Consider the following 25165-nt stretch of genomic DNA (forward strand, 5'->3'; position numbering starts at 1 on the left):
ATCGGCGGTAAAAGATGCCGGTTCTGGGCGATAAGACGGGGATTTGCGCGGGCCTGCCCGCTGGAAATTTCGGGACCGATGCCAATCAGCCGCGAACGGTTTGCGGCAAGATCGAAAGAACGTCGGCCCGGTTGTTGGAGGTGGTTTAGGTGAACGAGCCCTTCAGTTTCGGTGCGCCGGAACGACGGCACTTTGCTGTGCGGTTCGGCTATGACATGCAGCCCTCGTTCTGGCAGGGCCTGCAGTCGAACGCGCATCTGGTGATCGCGGCCGTCGGCACCGCGGCGCTGCTTGGCGTGGCGGCGGTGGCGCTTTGGCTGGCCTTGCCGGCCAATGAGCGGCAGGCGATCGCGAAAACGGAGCAGACCGTCCCCGCGATCGCGGTCAAGACGAAGAAAATCGCTCCGGCCGTATCGAGCGCCGTCAGTGTCGCCGCCGCGCCGCAAGCCGCGCGCAAGGCCGATGCGGTTTCGCCCATGACTGGATCCCGGGAAGCCGCCATCCCGGCACTGGCTTCCAACAATCCCCGCTGGAACGGCACGGTTGGTGAGCCTGCGCCCGCGGCGGATGCTCCGCCGGCCTCATCCGCTCAGGCCGCAGAGAAGCCGGCGACGCAGAACGACAAACCGGCCGTTGCCGCCTTCGCCGAATCCGCGTCCGGAAACGATGCTTCGGCCGCTCTGGCTGAGGTCGCGGCGCCTGCGCCGGCGGCTGCCCAAGCGGCAGACGCAAAAAAGCCTGACGACAAAATGGATGCGGCCCAGACCGCCGCCATCCCGGACGCGAAGCCCCTGGTTGCCGAGGCTCAGCCGACGGCACCCGACGATGCGGCCCAGGACGAGCCGAAGCCCGAAAACGCCGGCACTGGCACCAATGGACGCGTCCTGAGGGCTGTTACCATGCGTTCCGGCCCGAAGAACGGCGCCGCCGCGATCGTCACTGTGCCTGCCAAGTCAGCCGTGCAGGTGATGAGCTGCAAAAAATGGTGCGAGATCGTCTATAACGGCAAACGCGGCTGGATCTACAAGAGCTTCGTCAAGACCGGCGCCTGATCTGGACCCTCTTGGCGGCCTGACGCCGCCGCGACGTCGGTTCAGATGCAGCGCCCGCCGTCGACCTCCAGCGCCACGCCGGTGATCAAGGCCGCCTCGTCCGAAGCCAGCCAGAGGGCCGCGTTGGCGATGTCGAGCGGCGTCGACAGCCGGCCGAGCGGGATAGAGGCGCGGAATTTTTCACGGATCTCCGGCGTGTCGGCGCCCATGAACTTCTCCAACATGCCGGTCTCGCCGGCGACCGGGCAGAGGCAATTGACGCGGATGTTCTTCGGGGCGAGTTCGACCGCCATCGACTTGGTGGCGGTGATCGCCCATCCCTTGGAGGCGTTGTACCAGGTGAGGCCTGGCCGCGGCCTGATGCCGGCTGTCGAAGCCGTGGTCAGTATGACGCCGCCGCCCTGCCGGTCCATGATCGGCACCACGGCAAGCGCGGCATGATAGATCGCCTTCATGTTGACAGCGGTGATCAGGTCGAAGGTTTGCTCGTCGACGCCGAGCATGTCGCCGTTGCGATGGGTGTAGCCGGCATTATTGACCATGATGTCGACGCGGCCGAAGGCGCTTTTGGCGGCATAAACCATCTCGTCGAATTCGGAGCGTTGCGAGACGTCGGTCTGGGTCCAGATCGCGTTGTCGCCGATTTCCTTCGCCACGCGCGCTGCGCCCTTGGCATTGAGGTCGGCAACCACGACGCGCGCGCCTTCCTCGGCGAAGCGCTTCGCCATGCCCTCGCCGAAGCCCGACGCCGCGCCGGTGATGATGGCAACCTTGTTTTGCAGACGCATGGTTTTCCCCATCATTGAAGGGCCGGCGGTCGCCATTCTCCCTTAGCTTTCGTCACATTCAGGTTCTATGTTGCAGGCGCGAACGCTTCCGGAAAGCTGTTGCTTGCCGACAAGCCTCCCGGTGGCGCCAGTGTCAAGGCCACATATGGGCCCAATCGATTGTCCAGCGATTGGTCCTGGATGTGACACCATGACACTGGACGATTTAAATCGATTAGAATATATCAGCCCCGCTACCGGCTAGCGGCATCAAACCGGACTGACCATGACCAGCCAGATCATCCCTGTCGAACCTTTCGACTTCATCATTTTCGGCGGGACCGGCGACCTGTCGGAGCGCAAGCTTCTGCCCTCGCTCTACCACCGCCAGCGCGGCCACCAATTTTCGGAGCCGACGCGCATCATCGGCACGTCGCGCGCGAAGATGAGCGATGCCGAGTTCCAGAGCTTCGCCAAGAAAGCGATATCGGACCATGTGAATCCGGCCGACATCGAGCCGAAGGAACTGGACACATTTCTTGCTCGGCTTTCCTATGTCTCGGCGGACGCCACTTCGGGCGTCGGCTTCGACAAGCTCAAGAAGGCGATCGGCGACAGCGACCGCATCCGCGCCTTCTACCTCGCGGTGGCGCCGGCGCTGTTCGGCGACATCTCGCATCAGCTCAAGGAACACAAGCTGATCACCCCGAATTCGCGCATCGTGCTGGAGAAGCCGATCGGCCGTGACCTCGCCTCGGCGCGGACGCTCAACGACGCCGTGGGTGACGATTTCCACGAAAGCCAGATCTTCCGCATCGATCACTATCTCGGCAAGGAAACGGTGCAGAACCTGATGGCGCTGCGCTTTGCCAACGCGCTTTATGAGCCGCTGTGGAACTCCGCCCATATCGATCATGTGCAGATCACCGTGGCCGAGACCGTGGGTCTCGAGGACCGCGTCACCTACTACGACAAAGCCGGCGCGCTGCGAGACATGGTGCAGAACCACATCCTGCAGCTGCTTTGCCTGGTTGCCATGGAAACACCGTCCTCGATGGACGCGGACGCCGTGCGCGACGAGAAGCTGAAGGTGCTGCGGGCGCTGAAGCGCATCAACGGCAACGAGGCGCCGAAACACACGGTGCGCGGCCAGTATCGCGCCGGCGCCTCCGCCGGCGGGCCGGTCAAGGGTTATGTGGAGGAACTCGGCAAGGACAGCAACACCGAGACCTTCGTCGCCCTCAAAGCCGAGATCGGCAACTGGCGCTGGGCCGGCGTTCCTTTCTATCTCAGGACCGGCAAGCGGCTGGCGACCCGCGTTTCGGAAATCGTCATCGAATTCAAGCCGATCCCCTATTCCATCTTCGGCGACAGCGCCGGGCCGATCTTCGCCAACCAGCTGGTGATCAGGCTGCAGCCGGACGAAGGCGTCAAGCAGTACATCATGATCAAGGATCCGGGGCCGGGCGGGATGCGGCTGCGCCAGATCTCGCTCGACATGAGCTTCGCGCAATCCTTCCACAGCCGCGCGCCGGACGCTTATGAGCGGCTGATCATGGATGTGGTGCGCGGCAACCAGACGCTGTTCATGCGTCGCGACGAGGTCGAGGCGGCCTGGAAGTGGATCGATCCGATCCAGAACGCCTGGGAAAGCGCCAGGCAGGAAGCGCAGGGCTATACGGCCGGCACCTGGGGTCCGTCGGCCTCCATCGCGCTCATCGAACGTGACGGACGGACATGGCACGAGAGCAATTGAGCGGGGCCGCTTACGCCTGGAACGGCTTTGCCGACCGCCAGCAGCTGGCGGCGGCCCTTGCCGGCCACGTCGCCGCCCGCCTGACCAAGGCGATCACCGACCGCGGCACGGCGCTGCTCGCCGTATCCGGCGGCACGACGCCGGCAAAATTCTTCGCCGCGCTCTCTTTAATCCCGATCGCCTGGGACAAGGTCACCGTGACGCTGGTCGACGAACGTTTCGTGCCGCCCTCCTCGCCGCGCTCGAATGCCGGGCTGGTGGCGGCCAACCTGCTCCAGAACAAGGCAGCGGCAGCGCGCTTCGTGCCGCTCTACCATGAGGCGGCGACCATCGAGGACGCAGCGACGTCGGACAGCGAGGCCCTGCAATCATTGCCCTGGCCGCTGGATGTGGTGGTGCTTGGCATGGGTGCCGACGGGCACACGGCCTCCTTCTTTCCCGATGCCGGCAATCTCGCCGAGCTCATCGACCCGTCCTCACCGCGCATCGTGCTGCCCGTGCATGCGCAAAGCGCCGGCGAGCCGCGGCTGACACTATCGATGGCGCGGATCGTTGCCGCCGGTTTCATCGCGCTCCACATCGAGGGAGAGGATAAGCGCATCGCCTTCGACGGCGCGATGGGAGCGGGCATGAAAAAGCCCATCCGCAACGTGCTCGAGGCGGCGCCGATACCGGTAGAGGTGTTCTGGGCACCCTGATTTCACCAAAGGAACAGCCCCGGAGGCTGTGGGAGGACGTTTCCGGGGCCCGAAAGGACCAGCCATGACAGCCAGACGCGACATCGAAGCCATCACGGAACGCATCCGCCAACGTTCGAAAGCCGACCGCGAAGCCTATCTCGGCCGCATCGCGGAGGCGTCGGGACGCGCCGCCAACCGCGCGGTGCTCTCCTGCGGCAACCTCGCCCACGGCTTTGCCGTCTGCAGCCCATCGGAGAAGGTGGCACTCGGCGGCGATCGCGTGCCCAACCTCGGCATCATCACCTCCTACAACGACATGCTGTCGGCGCATCAGCCGTTCGAGACCTTTCCGGCGCTTATCAAGGACGCGGCACGCGAGGCGGGCGGCATCGCCCAGGTCGCCGGCGGCGTGCCGGCGATGTGCGACGGCGTGACGCAAGGCCAGCCAGGCATGGAACTGTCGCTGTTCTCGCGCGACGTGATCGCCATGGCAGCGGCGATCGGCCTTTCGCACAACATGTTCGACGCCGCCGTCTTCCTCGGCGTCTGCGACAAGATCGTGCCAGGGCTGGTGATCGCGGCGCTCACCTTCGGGCACCTGCCGGCTGTCTTCATCCCCGCCGGGCCGATGACGTCGGGCCTGCCGAACGACGAGAAGGCCAAGGTCCGGCAGCTCTATGCCGAGGGCAAGGCGGGCCGCGCCGAGCTGCTCGAGGCGGAGTCCAAATCCTATCACGGGCCGGGCACCTGCACCTTCTACGGCACCGCCAATTCCAACCAGATGCTGATGGAGATCATGGGCCTGCACACGCCCGGCGCCTCCTTCGTCAACCCGGGTACGCCGCTGCGCGACGCGCTGACCAGGGAGGCGGCGAAGCGCGCGCTGGCGATCACCACGCTCGGCAATGCCTATACGCCGGTCGGGCGCATGATCGACGAGCGCTCGATCGTCAACGGCGTGGTCGGCCTGCACGCGACCGGCGGCTCGACCAACCACACCATCCACCTCATCGCCATGGCCGCGGCAGCCGGAATTTCGCTTACCTGGCAGGACATCTCCGACCTGTCGGAGGCCGTGCCGCTGCTCGCCCGCGTCTACCCGAACGGACTCGCCGACGTGAACCATTTCCACGCCGCCGGCGGGCTCGGCTTCCTGATCCGCGAGTTGCTCGACGAAGGCTTGCTGCACGAGGACGTGCAGACGGTCTGGGGCGAAGGCCTGCGGCCCTATGCTGTCGAGGCAAAGCTCGGCGCCGACGGCAGCGTCGTGCGTGAAGCGGCGCCGCTCGAGAGCGGCGACGAGAAGGTGCTGGCCCCGTTCAAGAAGGCGTTCCAGCCGACCGGCGGACTGAAGGTGCTTGCCGGCAACCTCGGCCATGCCGTGATCAAGACCTCTGCGGTCAAGCCCGAACGGCGCGTCATCGAGGCGCCGGCCAAGGTGTTCGACAGCCAGCAGGGGCTGAACGAAGCTTTCAAGTCGGGCACGCTGACCGGCGACTTCGTCGCCGTGATCCGCTTCCAGGGGCCGAAGGCCAACGGCATGCCGGAACTGCACAAGCTGACCACCGTGCTCGGCGTGCTGCAGGATCGCGGCCAGCGCGTCGCGCTGGTGACCGACGGGCGCATGTCGGGTGCTTCCGGCAAGGTGCCGGCGGCGATCCATGTGACGCCGGAAGCGGTCGAGGACGGGCCGATCGCCAGGATCCATGACGGCGACATCATTCGCCTCGACGCCGATGCCGGCACGCTGGAGGTGCTGGTGCCGGGAACGGAGTTCGCGCTGCGCCGCACGGCGGATGCCGACCTGATCGGCAACGAGTTCGGCTTCGGCCGCGAGCTGTTCGCCGGCTTTCGCCAACTGGTTGGCCGCGCCGACCACGGCGCCGCCGCCTTCGCAAATGCCTAACGTCAATCTGCTAAAAAAGAGCGGCTCGGAGCCGCCGCTCGGAGCCGCCCTTTGTCGTAAGCGGTGTGCCATCGGCACCTAGACAAGAGGTCTCACGAGGTATTCTTGCCACTGAAGACCTCCGCCAAATAGTCAATAAACACCCTGACTTTACGTGGGGTGTGACGTCGCTGAGCGTAGAAGGCGAAGATCGGTTGCTCCATGGGTTCATGATCCGGCAGCAGCCGCACGAGGCGGTTCTCCGCTATATCCTGGGCGACCATGAAATCGCCCAAGAGGGAGTACCCCCCTCCCGCTAGGCAGGCGTTTCTCACCGCTCGCGCTGAGTTCATTGTCAGTTGCTGCGGCACTTCGAAGTCAATGACCTTTCCTTGATGCGAAAACTTATGAACGCGCCCCCATTCCCCGCTGACCTGAGTAACGGATGGGCGAGCCCTGATCTCGTCCAAGGTCCTGGGTGTCCCATATTCCTGGCAAAACTGGGGTGTCGCGACGAACACGATCCTCTGCGTGAAAATCCTCTGCGCAATCAGGGATGAATCGTTCAACGGTCCTACCCGGATGGCGACATCGAAGTGCTCGCCAATGAGATCAACCAAACGATTGCCAAGGTCGATTGAGACATCGAGCTGCGGGAACCGTCGCACGAACTCAGGAACCACTGGTGCCAGGCACTCATTACCAAAGGCCGTTACGCAGGAGACGTGGAGTTGGCCGCGAGGAGTTTCGTGGCGTTCGCGTACTGCGCTCCGCATCTGATCAAGCTCCTCCAGGAGGCCGGTGCTCTTTTGCACGAACTCCATCCCGGCATCCGTCAGATTGATCTGCCTGGTGGTGCGGTTAAAGAGACGTACGCCGAGATCGGTCTCCAAGTCCGCCACAATGCGGCTTACCGAGGCAGCGGAAAGGCGCAAATCCCGGCTCGCAGAAGAGAAGCTGTTATGCCTGGCGACTGCCACGGCCACCTTCATGGCCTCGATCATATCCATCCGCCATTCTTCCGAAATTCAAAATAATGTCTCTCACCGTGCGCTCTTTAACACGGAAGCCGAAATCATGCATCAATGGGGCGAACGCTCAAATTGAGGAGATGGACATGTCCAAAAATCCTAGCTGGATACTTCGCAGCTACCCTTCCGCAATGCCCTCCGTCGAGAACTGGAGCCTGGAGGAGCGTTCAATTCCCGACGCCGCGGATGGTGAGCTGCTGGTGAAAACTCTGTGGCTCTCCGTCGATCCCTATATGCGCGGTCGGATCAGCCCCGCGAAGAATTATGCTGCTGGTTTTAGAATTGGCGACCTGATGTGTGGCGGCGGAATTGGCGAGGTAATTACGTCTGAGTCTCCGGACTTCAAGCCAGGCGACCTCGTGATGAGCGATCATTTTGGTTGGCAGCCGTTCAGCGTGATCCCGGCCGCGTCAGCCAAGCCAGTGACGACAACCGACGCTCCGATTCAGGCCGTACTGAGCTATCTCGGCATGCCCGGTCTCACCGCCTACTTTGCCCTCCTCAAAACCGCAACTCCGAAGGTGGGGGAAACGGTGTTGATCTCTGCCGCTTCAGGAGCTGTGGGGCAGATTGCGGGACAGATCGCGCGGATCAAAGGGTTCGACCCAGTCGCTGTTGCGGGCTCGGATGAGAAGCTGGAATGGTGCAGGGAGCTTGGATATCGGGCTGGAGTCAATCATCGACGCTCCGCTGATCTCGTGGCAGATGTCGCCACCGCATGCCCTAGCGGCGTCGATGTCTTTATCGACAACACCGCCGGGCCGATTCACGATGCAGCCATGCTAAATCTCAACATCTTTGGCAGAGTGGTGGTTGTCGGCACTATTGCCTTGGCCGACCGGTTTGACCAGCCTGATGTCGGTCTCAGGCATCTCAGAAGGACACTAATCACCCGTGCGCGGATAGAAGGGTTCTTGCTCGACGACCACGAAGGAGAATACGAGACCGCGATTGCCGATCTGCTGTCATGGTACAAACAGGGACTGCTTCAGACACGGGAAGATGTTGCGGAAGGGATCGAGACCGTGCCCCACGCTTTCGTTCGGATGTTGAAGGGAGAGAACTTCGGCAAGCAACTGGTCAAGCTATGATGCTCTAACGAGGGTTTGTCCGCTTCGGCCAGACTGCTATTTTTTGTGCACGCGTTACTCAAGCGGATCGTTCCAAGGCAGCAGCTCATCGATCCGCCTCCGCTTGTGGCCGTTGACGACGGCGGCAAGCGTGGTGGTCAAGTAGACCTGCGGATCAACAGCATTGAGTTCGCAGATCTCCTCTGGCGCAGACAAAACTAGCTTGCCCTGCCGGGCCAGCGTTCGCCAGGACGACAGATGGTTGGCCTCCAGCCCGTGGCGCTCCGCTACTTCGTTCACCGTCACGCCCGGACGCAAGCCCTCCGAAACGATCTGTGCCTTGACCTCATCGGGCCATTGGCGATGCGCCTCACGTCGGCCCCGCCATGTCGTGAGAACCTCCAATGTCGTGTCCATGGAGAAACTGCTTCTCGCTCATCCATGGAACCTGGTCACAGATCAGGCGTCAGCGGACAACGTTGGGGGCAAAACAGCGGTTACCCTTTTTCGTTCGTTTGCGGACGGCGATGCCTACTGAACGGTGATCTCGCTCCGCTCACCGGCCTTGATCGTCACCGGCATTTCCTTGTCCTGGCCCTGATCGGACATGTGCCGCACGACGACATAGTCGCCGGCGGGGATCGTCTGTTGCCAGCTGTCGCCATAGGTCAGGCCGAGCGATTTGCGCTTACCCTCAATATCCTTCTTTGACGAGAACACCTCGATCGAATAGGCGCCGGGCGCCGACATTGCCAGCACGCCGGCGCCGAGAGCCACCTTCACATCCTGGTTGTCGCCGGCCTTGATGCCGAAGGGCTGTTCGACAACGGCGAGATCGAGCGTGGTTAGCGCGACATAGTCGTCCGGCGGCAGCCAGAATTTGCTGTCCGGACCGTAGGAGTGCTCCACGCTTTCACGCGAACCGTCGATCTTCTTCTTCGCCTTGACGATCTCGAAGCCGATGCCGGAATTGTCGGCCTTTTCGCCGCCGGCCGTGTAGTAGGCGTTGAGCACGGCATGGCCGACGCCGATCACGATATCCTTCTCGACCGTCTGTCCGGCGGCAAGCTGGATGGTTTCGGTCACCGTGCCGGCGCCGATCTGCACCGTCACCTTCTGCTCGCCGGCGGGCACGGTGGCCTTGGTGTCGCCATAGTGGGTCGTGCTGCCGCCCGGATAGGCGAAGTCGACACGCGCCTCGCCGCTGATCTCCGAGCCCTGGCTCGCATGCGGGTGGATAACCAAGGTTCCGGCGTTCAGCGTGAACAACGGGCTGTAGGTCTGGCCGGCTTCGATCTTGATCTTCTGCTCGCTCCTTGCCTCGTCGGCGCGACCGACGACAATGTAATCGCCCGGCTCGAGATTGGTCTTGAGCTCGCCATACTCGGTCATGACCTGATCGCCGCGCGAGCCGTCGGACTTGGCCTTGTAGATCTCCCAGGCATTGCCGTCGGTGATGGGATCGCCGCCTTCAGCCGTGACGACGCTCGGCGTGAAGTTGAATTCAGGCTTGGCGGGTTCGGGTGCAGGCGCCGGGGCCGGAGCAGGCTCTGGCGCGGGCGCCGGCGCCGCGACGGTCTCGACCAGCGCTTGCTGCAATGCCTTCTCGTCGGAGGCCTGGATGTATTTTCCGCCGGTGTTCTCGGCGAGGCAGGCGATCTGCCTGCCTTCGTCGGCGGTCAGGCCGAAGCCGACCACGTCGGCGGTGAAGTCGACGCCGGTCTCCTTCAGCTCCTTGCCGAGCGCGCACGGATCGCCACCGCAGGTCTCAAGACCGTCGGTGATGAGAACGACCGTGGCCTTGTCCTCGGTGTATTTCAGCGCTTCGGCGGCCTGCTTGACGGCCGCCGTCAGCGGCGTCTTGCCGAGGAATTTCATGCTGTCGGCGGCCGCCGAGATCGCGCTCGCCGAACCCGCCTGCGGCGGCACGATCAGCTCGATGTCCGCGCAGCTGCCTTTCTGGCGATGCCCGTAGGCCATGAAGCCGATCTCGTCGTCGCCCGGCACCGACTGCAGCACCGTGCGCAGCGATTCGCGCGCGATCTCGAGCTTCGGCTTGCCGTCTATCTGGGCCCACATGGAGCCGGATGCATCGAGAATGATGATGACCTTGTTGGCGGCAAAGCCAAAGGTGGTCATCGACAAAAGGAGGATCGCCGCAGCGACGCTCCGTGCCAGTCCCGCCATGAAAATCTCCTGAGTGAACCCCCGTCCGCGCCGGGAAAGCTATTTGAGCCGGGCTTTGCAGACAAGTCCGATGGCCGGCAAGTCGCTCAATAGGTGGTTCGGCGCTCTTCCGACGGCGGACGGCCGAACTGCAGCCGGTAGCTTTGCGCGAAATAGGAGTGGGAGGTGAAGCCGGTGGCGATCGCGACGTCGAGGATCGGCATGTTGGTCTGGCGCAGCAATTCGCGCGCCCGCTCGAGCCTGAGCCGCATGTAGTAGCGGCCCGGCGTCACGTTGAGATGGCGCAGGAACAGGCGCTCGACCTGGCGCACCGACAGGCCCGCCGACTTGGCAAGCTGCACCGCCGACAAAGGCTCATCGAGATGGTCGGCCATCAGCTCGACGATACGTCTCAGCTTCTCCGACTTGCCGGTGAGGTCGCGCTCAGGTCCGACGCGCTGGCGGTCACCGGCCGAGCGGATGCGCTCGTGCTGGAACTGGTTGGCGACGCCATTGGCGAGATTGGAGCCGAAATCGCCGCGCACGATCTCCAGCATCAGATCGATCGAGGTGGTGCCGCCGGCGCAGGTGTAGCGCTTGCGATCGATCTCGAAAACGTTGCCGGTGCAGTTGATGTCCGGAAAACGCTCCATGAAGCCGGCGCGGTTTTCCCAGTGGATAGTGCAGCGGTAGCCGTCGAGCTGGCCGGCCTCGGCGAGCAGATAGGAGCCGACCGAGAGCGCGCCGAGCGCGTTGCCGCGGCGGCCCCAGCTGCGCAGCGCCGCCAGCACCTTGCTCTTGCCGGGGAATTCGGTGGTGAGCCCGACCGAGACGAACAGGATATCGACCGGCGGCATGTCGGCGACTGAATAGTCGATCTTGAGCGGCAGGCCGTTGGACGCCATGACTGCGTCGCCATCCGCCGATATCGTCGTCCAGCCGTAATAATCGCGGCCGAGCAGACGGTTGGCCGAGCGGAAGCAATCGATCGCCGCCGCCAGCGAGAACATCGAAAACTTGTCGACCAGCAGGAAGCCGAACTGCCGACCGCCCTGAACGGGATCGCCCATGACCGGCCGTTCAACAGGAGCAGTAAGATTCGGCAAGGATGCTGCTTTCCGATCAGAAGGACGGCCGCTTCAATCCGGCCGCGAGGTAGGCGGAAGCTACAGTGTTGGCCATCAGCATGGCAATGGTCATCGGTCCGACGCCGCCGGGGACCGGCGTGATGGCGCCGGCGACCGCGGCCGCTTCGGCATAGACGACGTCGCCGACCAGCCGCGACTTGCCTTCGCCCTTCTCTGGCGCCGGGATGCGGTTGATGCCGACATCGATAACGGTGGCGCCGGGCTTCACCCAATCACCCTTGATCATTTCGGGACGGCCGACGGCGGCGACCAGGATATCGGCGGTGCGCGCCAGCGCCGGCAGGTCCTTGGTACGGCTATGGGCAATGGTGACGGTACAGTTGGCGGCGAGCAGCAGATTGGCCATCGGCTTTCCGACGATGTTGGAGCGGCCGACGACGACGGCATTGAGGCCGGAAAGGTCCTTGCCGCGCACGCGCTGGATCAAAAGCATCGAGCCGGCGGGCGTGCAGGGCACGAACGCCGTCTCGAGCTCGCCGGTACCGAGCTTGCCGACATTGATGAAGTGGAAGCCGTCGACATCCTTTTCCGGCGCGATCGTCTGGATGACCTTGCCGGCATCGATATGGCCGGGCAGCGGCAGTTGCACGAGGATGCCGTGGATCGACGGGTCGGCGTTGAGATCGCCGATGGTCTTCAACAGCTGCTCTTCGGTCGTCTCAGCCGGCAGCGTGTGCTGGAGCGAATGGAAGCCGCACTCCTTGGCCGTGCGCGACTTCGAGGCGACGTAGACCTGGCTTGCCGGATCCTCGCCCACGATCACCACCGCCAGACCGGGCCTGGTCGCGCCCTTGGCCGAAAGCTCGGCGGTCAGCGCCTTGACCTTCGATACCACGTCTGCGGCGACACTCTTCCCGTCGATCACTTCGGCCATCATTCACCTTCAACACTGTTGCGCGGCCACGCCTCGCACGCAGCCCTGATCCTCAATCCAGCAGTCGGCACGCGAACGCGGCGCGCAAGCGGTCAAATGCCGCGCGGCATTTTCACGAAAATTCGACAGGGCAATCCCGTCAAAACGTCGTCGGATGCCGTAAACCCGAAACCGGCTGCTTTTATCGAAGGCCGCTTTTAGCGAAGACGGGGTGTTTTAGAAATAGCGGCGGCGCGAGCGGCTTTCGGTCAGAACGCGCACCGCCTCGCGGAATTCTCGCAGGCGGGCCCTGATCTCGTCGACCTGGTCCTGCCGATCGTCTGGCGACTGGCGCGCCTCGGCTGTCGGCGATTGCGAATGGGAAGGCGCCGACGGAGCGTATGTGTCGTCGGGTAGTTCCGGACGCTGCGGATGGTCCGAACTATGAAATAGGTACGGCTTTGAGCGGACGGCGTCTCCAAGCCATGCACCGACCTTGGAGACTGGACTTTTCCGCAACCGCGCGAGCGGCTAAGGAGAGCCCTCTTTGCGGAGGTTTCGATGACCATCAGGCTTGTTCTCGCCGGTTGCGGCAATATGGGTTACGCGATGCTCTCGGGCTGGCTGAAATCCGGCAAGCTCGAGCCGTCGGCGGTGTTCGTGGTCGAGCCAAATGCCGAGTTGCGCAGGCGAGCCGAGCATCTTGGTTGCGGCGCCGCGGCCGACGCGTCCGCCATTCCCGCCGAGGCCATGCCCGATCTTGTCGTCATCGCCGTGAAGCCGCAGGTCATCCGCGATGTGACGGCAAGCTACAAGCGCTTCGGCGACGGCAGGACCACCTTCGTCAGCATCGCCGCGGGCACGCCGGTCGCGACGTTCGAGGAGATTCTGGGCGGGCTCGCGCCGATCGTGCGCTGCATGCCGAACACGCCGGCGGCGATCGGCAAGGGCATGATGGTGGTGTTTTCCAACCCGCTCGTTCCCGACAACGTCAGGCGTTTCGTCGCCGAGCTGCTCTCGGCGAGCGGCGTCGTGACGACGGTCGACGACGAGAGCCTGATGGACGCCGTGACCGCGGTCTCCGGTTCCGGCCCGGCCTATATTTTCCATTTCATCGAGGCGCTGACGGTCGCCGCCGAGAAGGCCGGCTTGCCGGCCGAGACAGCCAAGCTTCTCGCCCTGCAGACCGTCTATGGTGCAGCCTCGCTTGCCGCCGAAAGCGATGAGGAGCCGGGCGTGCTGCGCCAGCAGGTCACCAGCCCCAACGGCACGACCGCCGCCGCGCTTGCCGTGCTTATGGGCGAAGACCGGCTGACGAAGCTTTTGACCGACGCGGTGGAAGCGGCGCGGCTCAGATCGATAGAGTTGGGGAAGTAGTCCTCACGCCATACAGCATCTCGTCCTGCAGTTGGCGCAGGGCAAATAGCTTGGTCGTCTTGTCGGGCGCGGCGTTGTCGGCGGTCAGGAGTTCGCCCTTCCTGACCGGCTTCAGCACCTTGCCGCCTTCAAGCAGTCCGACCGGCACGGCACGGCTGGCGCGCGCCTCGGCGACCGTCATGGTCCAGGAGCGGTAGCAGGTCTCGCCGATGGCGTCGAAGATCTCGCCTGCGGCGAGGTCGCGCTTGGCGACCGCGCAGACCTCGGCCACCGGTTTAGGCAGCGGCACCATGTCGGGTTTGCCGTAGAGCATGATGCGGGCTGCGGTCAGCGGCACCTCCAGCGAGGTCAGGTGGTACGGCCTGAAGAAGCTGTAATAAGGGCCGTGGCCGACATGGAGATCGTCCATGCGCTCGACGACACGCGGATGCGTCGCCTCGACGATGACAAAGACGCCTGGCGCCACGCCCTTGCCGATCGTGTAGTCGACGATACCCTTCTTCGCCAGGATGCCGCCGTCCTCGCGCGGGATGAGCACCTTGGCCAGCTGATCACGGTCGGCTTTCGGGCCGTGCATGCCCGGAACATCGGGCACCAGGCCGGTGGCGTTGGCGATGGCGCACATCTCGACCATGGTCTTGGAGCCGTCGACGAACTCGACCAACATGCGCGGGTTCATGTTCCGGCGCAGCGCTTCATCCCGATAATCGTCGGGAACGGCGTCGTGGTTGAGCGGGTTGTTCTTGCCCTTGCCGGCCGAGACGATGGTATAACCGAGCGCCGAGGCGAACTCGATCAGCTCCATGCAGCTCGACGGCTCATCACCGGCGCCGACCGAATAGACGACGCCGAGCCGATCCGCCTGCTGCTTGAGGTAGCAGCCGATGGTCACGTCGGCCTCGACATTCATCATCACCAGATGCTTGCCATGCTGCATGGCCATCAGGTCGAAATCGGCGGCGACGCCGGGTTTACCGGTGGCATCGATGACGACGTCGATCAGCGGATTGGTGACCAGCATTTCATTCGAGGTGATGGCAATCCTGCCGCCTTCTATCGCCTGGTTGATCTTGGAGGCGGTCTCGGCTTCGGCAGCCATTGCATCGTCGCCATAGGCGATGCGGATCGCGTCACGAGCCGTGTGCGGGCGGCGCGTCGAAATGGCCGCAATCGAAATGCCCGGCATCAGCATGCCCTGCGTCACCAGATCGGTGCCCATCTCGCCGGAACCGATCACGCCGATGCGCACGGGGCGGCCGTCCGCGGCGCGCCGGGCGAGATCGCGGGCAAGCCCGGTCAGGGCGACATTTGTCATAGAAGAACGTCCATGCTTTGCTTCAGCCCGCAATACAGGGAACGATCCCCGTTTGCCAACAAAACCAGCCACCCATGGCAATTTCGTGCGCACGTCTTGCAGGACCGGCGCAGATTTCCCGCAGCAATCCGCAACCTTCAGGTGTTTCAAAGCCTTGGCCATGTCCGGAGGAAGGGCAGATGCCGCGGTTCATGCCAAGTGCCGATCTGACCGCCAAAGTTGGCACGGTGAGCGACGCCTCGGTCGATTCCTTTGTGCGGACTTACTGTTTATTTAGGGAAAATAGTGTTCGCGGTCGGTTTCAACTGAACGGCGCCCTCGGCGAGGATCGTTTTCTGTGCCATTTTTGCTACATCCGCCGGGACTAATGGCTGGAATCCGTGCTTTTGAAGCGCTCTAAATCAATAAGTCCTCCCATCCGCGAAAAATCTGCTAGATACTCGTTGCAAGCTCCGGTGGCAGGCTTGGGCGAAATAAGCGCTGACAAAAGCAAAAAGGCGCGGGGATAGTCACGGGGTAGAAATGACCAGGACGGGTAAAGTGACCGTCGGCTGGCGCCTTGCGCTTGCCATGACGGTGTCGATGCTGGCTTGCGGAAGCGCCAGCGCACTCACGCTCAAGGAAGCTGTAGCAGTCGCGGTCGAATCCAATCCGGAGATTGGGCAGGCGATCGAAAACCGCGAAGCCATCGAATTCGAGCTGCGCCAGGCGAAAGGGCTCTATCTTCCCAGCGTCGATCTCGAAGCGTCGACCGGCGTCCGCCGTCTGGATAACGACTCCCGGCGAGCGCTCGACGAGGACCATGACGCGCTTTATCCAAACGAAGCGGACCTCACCGTCTCACAGACGCTCTATGACAGTGGCGCGAGACGGGCAGAATTGAACCGCCAGGCCTCGCGCGTCGACGGAGCTTCCTTCAGGGTGCTGGAACGGTCCGAATTCATCGGGCTTGCCGTCGTCCAGGACTATCTCGAATACATGCTGCAGGCGTCGATCGTCGCCGAAGCGAAGAAGAACCTCGGCTTCCATCAGTCTATACTCGGCGACATCAAGCAAGGCATCGCGGGCGGCGCGCTCAACGATGCCGACCGGCAGCAGGCCGAGGAGCGGCTTTACGCCGCCAAGGCGCGGATGCAGGAGGCGACCGAGGAACTGGAAGCGGCCAAGATCCGCTTCTTCAAGAATGTCGGCAAGCCGCTGACCAACCCGTCGCGGCCGGCCGATGTGGCCGGCGCGCTGCCGCGCTCGCTCGATGACGCGATCGGGCTTGCCAGACAGAACAATCCGCGCGTCCACATGGCCAACAGCGACATCGATGCTGCCGCGTCGCTGGTCGACGCCGCGCGGGCGAAATACGGCCCCACCATTACCGCCGAGGGTGTCGCACGGGGCGGCTATGACATCGACGGCGACGACGGCGACACCAGCGACCTGCAGGCTCGGGTGGTGCTGCGCTGGAATCTCTATCGCGGCGGCATCGACAAAGCCAACGAGCAGGAGCAGATCCGCCGCACCAGCGAGCAGCGCCTTGCGCTGCATCAGGTGCTGCGCGAGATCGAGGAAGCCGTCCGCACATCTTGGGACCGCCGCTTCCGCCAGGCGGAACTTGCGCAGACGCTGCGGCTGCAGGCAGCAACCAACGAAAGGCTGGTTGCCTCCTACCGCGAGCAGTTCAAGGTCGGACAGCGCTCGCTGCTCGACGTGCTGGATGCGCAGAACACGCGCTTCAACACCGCGACGCTGGCCGACACCTCGTCCTACGCGTCGCTGTTTGCCCAATACCGGCTGCTGGCCGCGACCGGGGAGTTGCTGAAGACACTGAACATCCAGCCGGCCAAGCAGGCAGCCGCCTACGCGCGTAGCGAATTCGGCACGCCGGCGACAGCCGATACCGAAACCTATGCGCGCACACCATCGGAGCAGAAGAACGATCTGCCGTTCGACATCCTCGCACCGGTCAGGAAGAAGTAGCCGATGTAAGCATCGATCTCTGGTCCTTCGGGCGGATCGTGAACCAGCAACCTAATATCATCTCGCCCAAGGAGGCTTTCAAAGCCTGCTTCTCGGCGATTGCAGCCTATCTCGGCCGGCCGAGCGCCGAGACCGTGCTGTTTGCCGGGGTGCCGATTTCGGACACGCGCATCGAGCCGGACGACATCAGGCATCTGGCCGAACGGATCGGTCTCGAGGTCCAGGCGTTCAACCATCGCGATTTCGTGCGCGGCCGGATCGATCTTCCGGCCATCGTCTTCCGCGCCAGACAACTCCCGGTTGCGTTGCTCGCCGAAACGGAAACCGGGCAATTTCTAACGGCGCCGCAGGAAAACGGCCGCACCACGATCGGCAAATCGGAGCTTGCCGAAAGCTACATCAGCGGTGGCGCCTCATTCTCGATCACCTATGCCAACACCGCCGAGGAGATGACGGTCGGCACGGCGCCGAGGATCGAAAGACGCCATTGGCTGACCGGAACGATGGGGGCGTTCTGGCGCACTTACTCGAAGGTCGTGCTGTCGGCGGTCTTCATCAACCTCTTGGCGATCGCCTCGCCGATCTTCACCATGAACGTCTACGACCGCATCCTGCCGAACAAGGCGATCTCGACGCTCTGGGTGCTGGCGCTCGGGATCGGCGCGGCCATCCTGTTCGACCTGTTGCTGAAGACGGCCCGTGCCTCGCTTATCGACTATGCCGGGCGCAAGGCGGATCTCAGGATTTCCTATCTGCTGTTCGAGAAAGTGCTCAACTCGTCGCTTTCGGCGCGGCCGGGATCGACCGGCGAATACGCGAATCGTGTCACACAATATGAGTTCGTGCGCGAGTTCTTCACCTCGAATACCATAAGCGTCTTCATCGACACGGTTTTCGTCTTCGTCTTCCTGCTGGTCATCTACGCTATTGGCGGCTGGCTGGTGATCATACCGGCGCTCGCCTTCGTCATCGCCGTCATTGTCGGTCTGGTGACACAGAGGCGCATCGGCAGGCGGGTCGCCGCCTCGATGAACGAATCTGCCCAGCGCCAGGCGCTCCTGGTCGAGTCCATTTCCACGCTGGAGACGATCAAGTCGCTGCGCGCCGAGGCCTATCTGCTGCGCAAATGGGGCGAGCACTCGAAGAACGCCGCCAGCACCTCGGAGAAGATCAAGGAGCTTTCCGCCGCTGCCGGCAACATCACCGGCGCCATCCAGCAATTCGTCACCGTCGCCCTGGTGGTTGCCGGCGCCTATGCCTTCTCGGAAGGCCAGGTCTCGACCGGCGCGATTATCGGCACGGTCATGCTGGCGGGCCGCGCGGTCGCGCCGCTCGGCCAGATCGCCATCACACTCTCCCGCTTCCGGCAAGCCGTGCTGTCGCTCAGGATCGTCAATACGATCATGTCGCAGCCGGAGGACCGGCCCGACACGGTTGGCTTCGTCAACCGGCCGATCCGCAGCGGCGCGATGCTGTTCAAGAATGTCGGCTTCGCCTATCCAGGCACCGAAAACGAGGTTCTGAACGGGCTCAACATTGCAATCCGCCCCGGCGAGCGCATCGGCATCATCGGCCGCATCGGCTCCGGCAAGACCACGATGGGGCGCCTAATCGGCCGGCTGTTCCTGCCGACGTCCGGAGAACTGCTGCTCGACGGCATCGACATCCGCCAATACCACCCGTCCGAAGTTCGTGCCGCGGTCGGTATCGTCGCGCAGGCCGGCGACCTGTTTTCGGGCACGATCAAGGAAAACCTTCTGATGGCCGCGCCGGACGCGACCGACGAGGAAATCATCGATGCGGCGAAGGCCGCGGGCGTCGACGACTTCGTCTCTCGCCATCCGCGCGGCTACGACATGAATGTCGGCGAGCGTGGCACCAATCTGTCGGGAGGCCAGAGGCAGGCCGTGGCGATCGCGCGGCTGCTGCTGACCAAGCCGAAAATCGTGTTCCTGGACGAGCCGTCGGGTTCGATGGACCTGGCCTCGGAACGGCAGTTGATCAAGCAGCTCAAGGTGGCGTTCGACCGCAACACGACGCTGATCGTATCGACCCATCGCTACAGCATGCTGGAGTTGGTCGACCGCCTCATCGTCATCGAGCAGGGGCGCGTGGTCGCGGACGGAGCAAAGGAACAAGTCATCCAGGCATTGCAAAAGGCGAATGCCTGACCGGGACGTTGGGGAATGTTAGCAAAAGACGACCGGCCGCCACTTTTCGCTTCGGCGTCCGTATACATCATAGGGGCACTGTTCGTGGCCTTCACCGCCTGGGCATCCTTTGCCGAGGTCGATGAGATCGCGCGCGGCGACGGCAAGGTCATTCCCGCTTCCAAGACGCAGATCATCCAGGCGAGCGAAGCCGGCGTCGTCCAGGAAATCGCTGTCAAGATCGGCCAGACCGTCAGGAAGAACGATCTGATCATCCGCCTCGACAACACAGGCAACACCTCGAGCCTGGGTGAGGAGCAGGCCAAGGCGCGGGCGTTGCAGGCGCGCATTGCCAGGCTCAAATTCGAGCAGAGCGGCAATCTCGAGGGCGCGTTCCCCTGTCCGTCCGACATCCAGAAGACTGCCCCGGAGATCTGCGACAACGAGCAGAAGCTGCTCGTTGCGCGCCGGGACAACTTCCAAGTCAAGCTGTCCGTGTTGAAGTCGCGTCTCGATCAGCGCGAGAAGGAACTGGACGAGGCAACCGCCAATTCAGACCGCCTGTCCAAGAGCCTCGCCGTCAGCGACCAGGAAACGGCGCTCGTCGAATCGATGGTCAAGAAAGGCCTGATGGCCAGGACCGAACAGATTCGCGTCGAGCGGGAGCAGACCGATCTCCGCGGGCAGCTCAACCTTGCCGGAGAGACCATCAAGAAGAGCAAGGCGGCCATCACCGAGGCGCAGCTTCAAGTCGACGAGCTCGGCCTGCAATTGCAGCAGGAAGCATTGAGCGACTTGACGCAGGCGCTGGCGGACCTCTCTGTGGTGGACGAAACCATTCGCGGCGCCACCGACAAGGTGGCGCGGACCGATATCCGCTCGCCTGTCGACGGCATCGTCAACACGCTTGATGTCAATACGCTCGGCGCTTTCGTCCAGCCGGGCGCGGTCGTGGCCGGCATCGTGCCGACCTCGGAGACGCTGCTGGTCGAGGCGCGGGTCTCGCCGCGCGACGTCGCCTTCATCCAGCCGGACCAGGACGCGCTGATCAAGGTCACGGCCTACGACTTCTCGATCTTCGGCGGCATCGACGGCAAGGTCTCCAACATCACCGCCGACAGCCTGGTCGACCAGAAGACGGGCGAGCCCTACTATCAAGTGCGCGTCGCGACCGAGAAATCCACGCTGCAAAGGAACGGCAAGACTTATTCGATTATCCCCGGCATGATCTGCTCGGTCGATATCAAGACCGGGCGCAAGACGATCCTCAACTATCTTTTGAAGCCCATCAACAAGGCGCGCCAGGAGGCGATGAGTGAACGATAGCGCCGCACGCCCCGACACTCCGCGCGACCGGCTGCTGCCGCCGCTCGCAGCCGAAGATTTCGGCCCGGAGTTCCGCGTCGTGGCGCGTGGCGGCGTGCGCCGCGGCATCCGGCTGGAGCGAGCCTTCTGGGTGTCGCTGAAGCAGATGGCCGAAAGCCGCAAATGCACGATCGGCATGCTGGTCGAGGAGATCGCCGAAAATCATCCCGACCAGGGCAATCTCACATCGGCGATCCGGGTCGCATGCATGCGCGGCCTCGCCGAGGAAAGCATGGAACTGCGCAAGCTCGCCTCGATCCGGACCATCAACGCGATCCTGGTCGCCTGCCCCTCGCCCGCCTTCGCGCTGTCTTCGTCGAAGAAGATCCTGACCTTCAATGCCCCGTTCCAGCAATTGGTCAGGCGCCAGCTGCCGAACGCGCCGGGCGACGACGGCAGGCAGGACCTCAAGCTGGCGCTGGACCTCAACGTCGTCGACGTTTTTGCCCGGCTCGACGCCAATGGCGAGACACCCGTCACCACCGGCTTCGTCATCGGCGCCGGCGAGCGCCGCTACAGGGGCCAGCTCAGCGCGGTGCGCGCGCCGGTCACAGAGCCGGAGCTGTTGATGGCGTTCGTCTTCAACGGTTGAAGGGGCAAGCCGCCTACTTCGCTCCGAAACCGGAGGCTGCCGACGTGACCGTCACATCGGGCGAAGCGCCTTCGCCGGGCGCCACTGTCGCGAAACCACCGGCGATGTCGGCGATCTGTGCGCCGGCTTTCGTGCCGTGGATCCAGGCGTGGTCGGTGCTGAATGAATAGAGCGGGACATAATCGGGAAGATCGCGGTCCATCGCCACAACGTTGCTGAGGCTGTCCAGGATGAAGGTGCCGCTTCCGGTGCTCACCGACAGCACCGCGTGGAAGAATTTCCGGCGGCGATCCTGCAGCACGACGAGCGACATGCTCTGCGCCGGGATCCCGGCGCGCAACAGCGCCGCCATCTTCAGGATCGCGAAATCCTCGCAATCACCGGCGCGATGCTCGAGGATCTCCGACGGCTTCGCCCAGTAGTCGAGCTTGCCGTAGACGACGCTGTCCTTGCGATAGGCGATCAGCCGGTTGATGCTGCTGTTGACGAAGTCCAGCTTGTCGCGAAAAGCCTTGTTGGCTGCAATGCCGACGATCTCCCCAAACGCAGCGTTCTCACGATCGCAGGCACTTCCGGCCGTGCAGTCGATAATCGCCTTGTAGACAGGCGCCCAGCGCGCGGCGACCGGGAAGTTGCGCATGGACAAGGCGACCGACCCGAACACGCCGGGAATGATCGCCCCAGTCTGAATCGGGTCAACCTGGATCGGGTCGATCCGGATCGGATCGACGCCGGGGGTAGCCTCTCCACTCGCAGAACTTGCCGCCGGGCGGACTTCGAGAGGCGCATAGGCACTGGCGGCACCGCCGACCCGGTAGGCGGCAACAGGCTGCCATGGCTGCAATCTGGCCAGCGAAACGCCGCCGAGATCGGCCGGCGCAGGCAGCGTTTGAGAGGCGGGACTTGCGACGGAGACTGCGCTGGCCGACGACGCATTCGGCAGACCGGCCAGGCCGATTGCCAGCAGCAGAACCTTGACCCTCGACGCCGACGAGGCAGCTTTTTGTATTTTCATGACGCCCACCTTTGACTGTGGACGCTACCGATCTTGTCTCAAATTATCGGAAAGGAAGGTGGGTAAGTTTCCGCGAATCAATCTATTCTGCTTTGTCTCAAATTTTATTCAAATTTATACTTGAATTTGTCGAACTGCCGCCGCGCTCCCCAGCCGGTTCGGCGGCGCACCTGAAGATATATAATTGGATATATCGTTGCGATTTACCAAGTGTAAAAAATGCAAATCCATGCATATTCAAGTATATCAAAAAGATTGAAGGTACGTTGCAAAGTTCGAGCCCCGCATGTCTCTTGCCGGGAAATGCCGAAGGGGGCTTGAGCTATGACGACCAGTATCGAATTCGACGCCGTTTCAAATTTCTCGGACGAGCACGCGACTGTCGGCGAACAGCCGATTTCGGGTGTCATTTCGGGCGTCCAAGTCGTCCAGGCCTCCGGCGGCCAGACGGCAGAGGCAGGCGAACCTGTGCCGGTCGATGTGGGAAGCGGCGCGCCGGCAAAGGGCGACGGCAACGCCCAGAACGCACAAAGCACAGCCAAGCCGGCGGCGGACGGCAACGCTCCTGCCGCCAACGCCCCTGCCGGAAACGCGCCAGCACCGAACACGGCAGCCTCGAACGTTGCGCATGAATATCACGCCGAGGCCGGCAATGTCGTGAAGCTTCCGGCCAATGTCTCGATCGACGACATCAAGGTCGACGGGCACAATCTGGTGCTGGTGCAGCCGGACGGCGCCGAGATCGTCATCAAGGACGGCGCGCTCAACGTACCGACCTTCATCATCGGCGATGTCGAGGTGCCGCGCGTTGCCCTGATCGCCGCGCTCGAAGCCAGCCATGTCGATGTCGCCTTCGGCGCCGACGGCTCGATCTCGGCCGGCGGAAATGGCTCGCCAAGCAGCGCCGGCGGAGACTTCTCGGTGCCGCCTGGCGGGATCGGCGACGGCTTCGGCCTGACGGCGCTTTTGCCGCCGACGGCATTGGCGTTCGGACAGCCGGAGAACCGTGAACTGTTCCCGTCCCTGCTGAAGCCGGACTCCACGCCGTCGATCGGGGCCATTGGCGAAGCGAGCGTCAACGAAGCCGGCTTGCCGGCGCGTAACGGCGAACCGGCTGGCTCGGATTCCGCCTCCAACTCCGAGACCACCTCGGGCAGCATCGGCTTCACCTCGCCTGATGGCATCCAGACCGTCTCGCTCGGCGGCCACGTGCTGACTGGCGCGCCGCAGACCTTCACCGACGCCACCGGCTCGCTGACGGCAAGCTATTCCTTCGACGCGGGTACGGGCACCGGCACCATCAGCTATTCCTACACGCTGCTCGACAACACCTCGGGCGATGACACCAGCGTCAGCTTTGGGGTTGGCGTCGTCGACTCCGACGGCGATGCCGCACCTCCCGGCACGCTCACCATTAACATCATAGATGATGTCCCAACGGCGGTAGCCGATACGGACGTGGTGCCGTCGGGCTCGCATACCGAGATCGACGGCAACGTCATCACCGGCGCGGGCAGCGACGGCAACCCGGCAGGTGTCGACGTCAAGGGTGCTGACGATGTGACCGTGGTTGGCGTCGCGGTCGGCGACACCGGCGCATCACTGGAGAACACGACCACCGTCGGCACGGTCATCCACGGCACCTATGGCGACCTGACGCTCGGCGCTAATGGCGACTACAGCTACGTCCGCAATGCCGGCTCGCCCGGTGGCGTCACCGATACCTTCACCTACACCATCAAGGACGGCGACGGCGACCTGTCGCACACCACGCTCACCATCTCGGTCGGCGACTCCACGCCAACCGACACCATCCCGGCGCCCGGCGGCGCCGACACCACCGTCTATGAAGCCGGCCTGCCGGCACGCGGCGGCGAACCCGCCGGCTCGAACTTCGCCGCCAACTCCGAGACCACCTCGGGCAGCATCGGCTTCACCTCGCCCGACGGCATCCAGACCGTCTCGCTCGGCGGCCACGTGCTGACCGGCGTGCCGCAGACCTTCACCGACGCCACCGGCTCGCTGACGGCAAGCTACACCTACAATGCCGCGACCGGCGCCGGCTCGATCAGCTACACCTACACGCTGCTCGACAACACCTCCGGCGACAACACCCACGCCTCCTTCGCAGTCGTCGTCACCGACGCCGACGGCGACAGCGCACCCGCCGGCAACCTGGTCATCAACATCGTCGACGATGCGCCCACCGCAGTCGCCGACACCGATGCGGTGCCTGCAGGCTCGTTCGCCTCGATCGGTGGCAACGTCATCACCGGCGCGGGCAGCGACGGCAACCCGGCCGGCGCCGACACCAAGGGTGCCGACGACGCAACCGTAGTCGGCGTCGCCAAAGGCACGACAAATGCCGACCTGGACGACACCAGCACGTTGAACGCAGGACTCCACGGTGCCTATGGCACGCTGACGCTGCACGGCGATGGTTCCTACACCTATGTGCGCGACGCCGGCTCGCCCGGTGGCGTCACCGATACCTTCACCTACACCATCAAGGACGGCGACGGCGACCTGTCGCACACCACGCTCACCATCTCGGTCGGCGACTCCACGCCAACCGACACCATCCCGGCGCCCGGCGGCGCCGACACCACCGTCTATGAAGCCGGCCTGCCGGCACGCGGCGGCGAACCCGCCGGCTCGAACTTCGCCGCCAACTCCGAGACCACCTCGGGCAGCATCGGCTTCACCTCGCCCGACGGCATCCAGACCGTCTCGCTCGGCGGCCACGTGCTGACCGGCGTGCCGCAGACCTTCACCGACGCCACCGGCTCGCTGACGGCAAGCTACACCTACAATGCCGCGACCGGCGCCGGCTCGATCAGCTACACCTACACGCTGCTCGACAACACCTCCGGCGACAACACCCACGCCTCCTTCGCAGTCGTCGTCACCGACGCCGACGGCGACAGCGCACCCGCCGGCAACCTGGTCATCAACATCGTCGACGATGCGCC

At 63.7% G+C, this 25165-nt stretch carries 18 protein-coding genes and 2 pseudogenes; 11 read left to right on the forward strand and 9 right to left on the reverse strand.

Going from position 1 to position 25165, the window contains the following annotated elements:
* The first annotated feature begins 149 nt into the window (after positions 1 to 149).
* Positions 150 to 1052 carry an SH3 domain-containing protein gene (locus CK224_RS12205; RefSeq protein ID WP_095781925.1) on the forward strand — a complete coding sequence of 301 codons (903 nt, stop codon included), beginning with the start codon at positions 150 to 152 and terminating at the stop codon, positions 1050 to 1052.
* 41 nt (positions 1053 to 1093) lie between these two features.
* Here the strand turns inward: CK224_RS12205 and CK224_RS12210 are convergent, their stop codons facing one another.
* Complete coding sequence (locus CK224_RS12210; protein WP_066989311.1) at positions 1094 to 1840, reverse strand: SDR family oxidoreductase; 747 nt, start codon at positions 1838 to 1840, stop codon at positions 1094 to 1096.
* Positions 1841 to 2105: 265 nt separating this feature from the next.
* On the opposite strand from CK224_RS12210, the gene zwf reads away from it, so the two are divergent.
* From zwf to edd, 3 genes are all read left to right on the forward strand, one after another.
* A complete protein-coding gene (zwf, locus tag CK224_RS12215) occupies positions 2106 to 3575 on the forward strand; it encodes a glucose-6-phosphate dehydrogenase (protein WP_066989313.1) in 1470 nt (489 codons plus the stop codon).
* Positions 3557 to 4273 carry a 6-phosphogluconolactonase gene (pgl, locus tag CK224_RS12220; RefSeq protein WP_095781926.1) on the forward strand — a complete coding sequence of 239 codons (717 nt, stop codon included), beginning with the start codon at positions 3557 to 3559 and terminating at the stop codon, positions 4271 to 4273. Before zwf ends, pgl begins: the two co-directional genes overlap by 19 nt.
* Before the next feature lie 64 nt (positions 4274 to 4337).
* A complete protein-coding gene (edd, locus tag CK224_RS12225; protein ID WP_095781927.1) occupies positions 4338 to 6161 on the forward strand; it encodes a phosphogluconate dehydratase in 1824 nt (607 codons plus the stop codon).
* A 92-nt stretch (positions 6162 to 6253) separates the two neighbouring features.
* On the opposite strand, the gene CK224_RS12230 is transcribed toward edd, so the two are convergent.
* Positions 6254 to 7150, reverse strand: coding sequence for a LysR family transcriptional regulator (locus CK224_RS12230; RefSeq protein WP_095781928.1), 897 nt, complete (start codon positions 7148 to 7150; stop codon positions 6254 to 6256).
* A gap of 107 nt (positions 7151 to 7257) precedes the next feature.
* On the opposite strand from CK224_RS12230, the gene CK224_RS12235 reads away from it, so the two are divergent.
* Positions 7258 to 8262: an NADP-dependent oxidoreductase gene (locus tag CK224_RS12235; protein WP_095781985.1), complete on the forward strand. Its 1005-nt coding sequence runs from the start codon at positions 7258 to 7260 to the stop codon at positions 8260 to 8262.
* 54 nt (positions 8263 to 8316) lie between these two features.
* Here CK224_RS12235 and CK224_RS31260 read toward each other — a convergent pair.
* The 5 genes and pseudogenes from CK224_RS31260 to folD all read right to left on the reverse strand — a co-directional run.
* Positions 8317 to 8442, reverse strand: a pseudogene (locus tag CK224_RS31260) (transposase domain-containing protein); the annotation flags it as partial.
* Positions 8443 to 8451: 9 nt separating this feature from the next.
* Positions 8452 to 8658 (reverse strand): annotated as a pseudogene (locus CK224_RS31650) (transposase); the annotation flags it as partial.
* A gap of 114 nt (positions 8659 to 8772) precedes the next feature.
* The gene (locus tag CK224_RS12245; RefSeq protein WP_095781929.1) at positions 8773 to 10428 is read right to left on the reverse strand and encodes a VWA domain-containing protein; all 1656 of its coding nucleotides are present in this window, start codon (positions 10426 to 10428) and stop codon (positions 8773 to 8775) included.
* Between the two features lie 86 nt (positions 10429 to 10514).
* Positions 10515 to 11477: a GlxA family transcriptional regulator gene (locus CK224_RS12250; protein ID WP_082953990.1), complete on the reverse strand. Its 963-nt coding sequence runs from the start codon at positions 11475 to 11477 to the stop codon at positions 10515 to 10517.
* A gap of 52 nt (positions 11478 to 11529) precedes the next feature.
* On the reverse strand, positions 11530 to 12429 hold the full coding sequence (folD, locus tag CK224_RS12255; protein ID WP_066989437.1) for a bifunctional methylenetetrahydrofolate dehydrogenase/methenyltetrahydrofolate cyclohydrolase FolD: 900 nt from the start codon (positions 12427 to 12429) through the stop codon (positions 11530 to 11532).
* A gap of 540 nt (positions 12430 to 12969) precedes the next feature.
* Between folD and proC the strand changes: the two genes are divergently transcribed.
* Positions 12970 to 13785, forward strand: coding sequence for a pyrroline-5-carboxylate reductase (gene proC / locus CK224_RS12265; RefSeq protein WP_095781930.1), 816 nt, complete (start codon positions 12970 to 12972; stop codon positions 13783 to 13785).
* On the opposite strand, the gene CK224_RS12270 is transcribed toward proC, so the two are convergent.
* Positions 13760 to 15100, reverse strand: a complete 1341-nt coding sequence (locus CK224_RS12270; protein WP_095781931.1) for an NAD(P)H-dependent oxidoreductase — start codon at positions 15098 to 15100, stop codon at positions 13760 to 13762. The genes proC and CK224_RS12270 overlap by 26 nt on opposite strands.
* A 582-nt stretch (positions 15101 to 15682) precedes the next feature.
* Here CK224_RS12270 and CK224_RS12280 point away from each other — a divergent pair.
* Genes CK224_RS12280 through CK224_RS12295 form a run of 4 tightly spaced genes read left to right on the forward strand, consistent with a single transcriptional unit; the run spans position 15683 to position 21178 of the window.
* Positions 15683 to 17071, forward strand: a complete 1389-nt coding sequence (locus CK224_RS12280) for a TolC family protein (RefSeq protein WP_066989439.1) — start codon at positions 15683 to 15685, stop codon at positions 17069 to 17071.
* A gap of 38 nt (positions 17072 to 17109) precedes the next feature.
* Positions 17110 to 19242 (forward strand): type I secretion system permease/ATPase, encoded by a 2133-nt coding sequence (locus CK224_RS12285; protein ID WP_095781933.1) that lies wholly within the window; start codon positions 17110 to 17112, stop codon positions 19240 to 19242.
* A gap of 15 nt (positions 19243 to 19257) precedes the next feature.
* Positions 19258 to 20547: an HlyD family type I secretion periplasmic adaptor subunit gene (locus CK224_RS12290; RefSeq protein WP_095781934.1), complete on the forward strand. Its 1290-nt coding sequence runs from the start codon at positions 19258 to 19260 to the stop codon at positions 20545 to 20547.
* Positions 20537 to 21178: a ribbon-helix-helix domain-containing protein gene (locus CK224_RS12295; protein ID WP_095781935.1), complete on the forward strand. Its 642-nt coding sequence runs from the start codon at positions 20537 to 20539 to the stop codon at positions 21176 to 21178. Before CK224_RS12290 ends, CK224_RS12295 begins: the two co-directional genes overlap by 11 nt.
* Before the next feature lie 13 nt (positions 21179 to 21191).
* Here CK224_RS12295 and CK224_RS12300 read toward each other — a convergent pair whose 3' ends face one another.
* Positions 21192 to 22193 (reverse strand): transglutaminase-like cysteine peptidase, encoded by a 1002-nt coding sequence (locus CK224_RS12300; protein WP_095781987.1) that lies wholly within the window; start codon positions 22191 to 22193, stop codon positions 21192 to 21194.
* 324 nt (positions 22194 to 22517) lie between these two features.
* Here CK224_RS12300 and CK224_RS12305 point away from each other — a divergent pair.
* Positions 22518 to 25165, forward strand: a 2648-nt coding sequence (locus CK224_RS12305) for an Ig-like domain-containing protein (protein ID WP_210199654.1), incomplete at its 3' end; no start/stop codon positions are given.

The sequence above is a fragment of the Mesorhizobium sp. WSM3862 genome, from assembly GCF_002294985.1.
Lineage (GTDB): Bacteria > Pseudomonadota > Alphaproteobacteria > Rhizobiales > Rhizobiaceae > Mesorhizobium.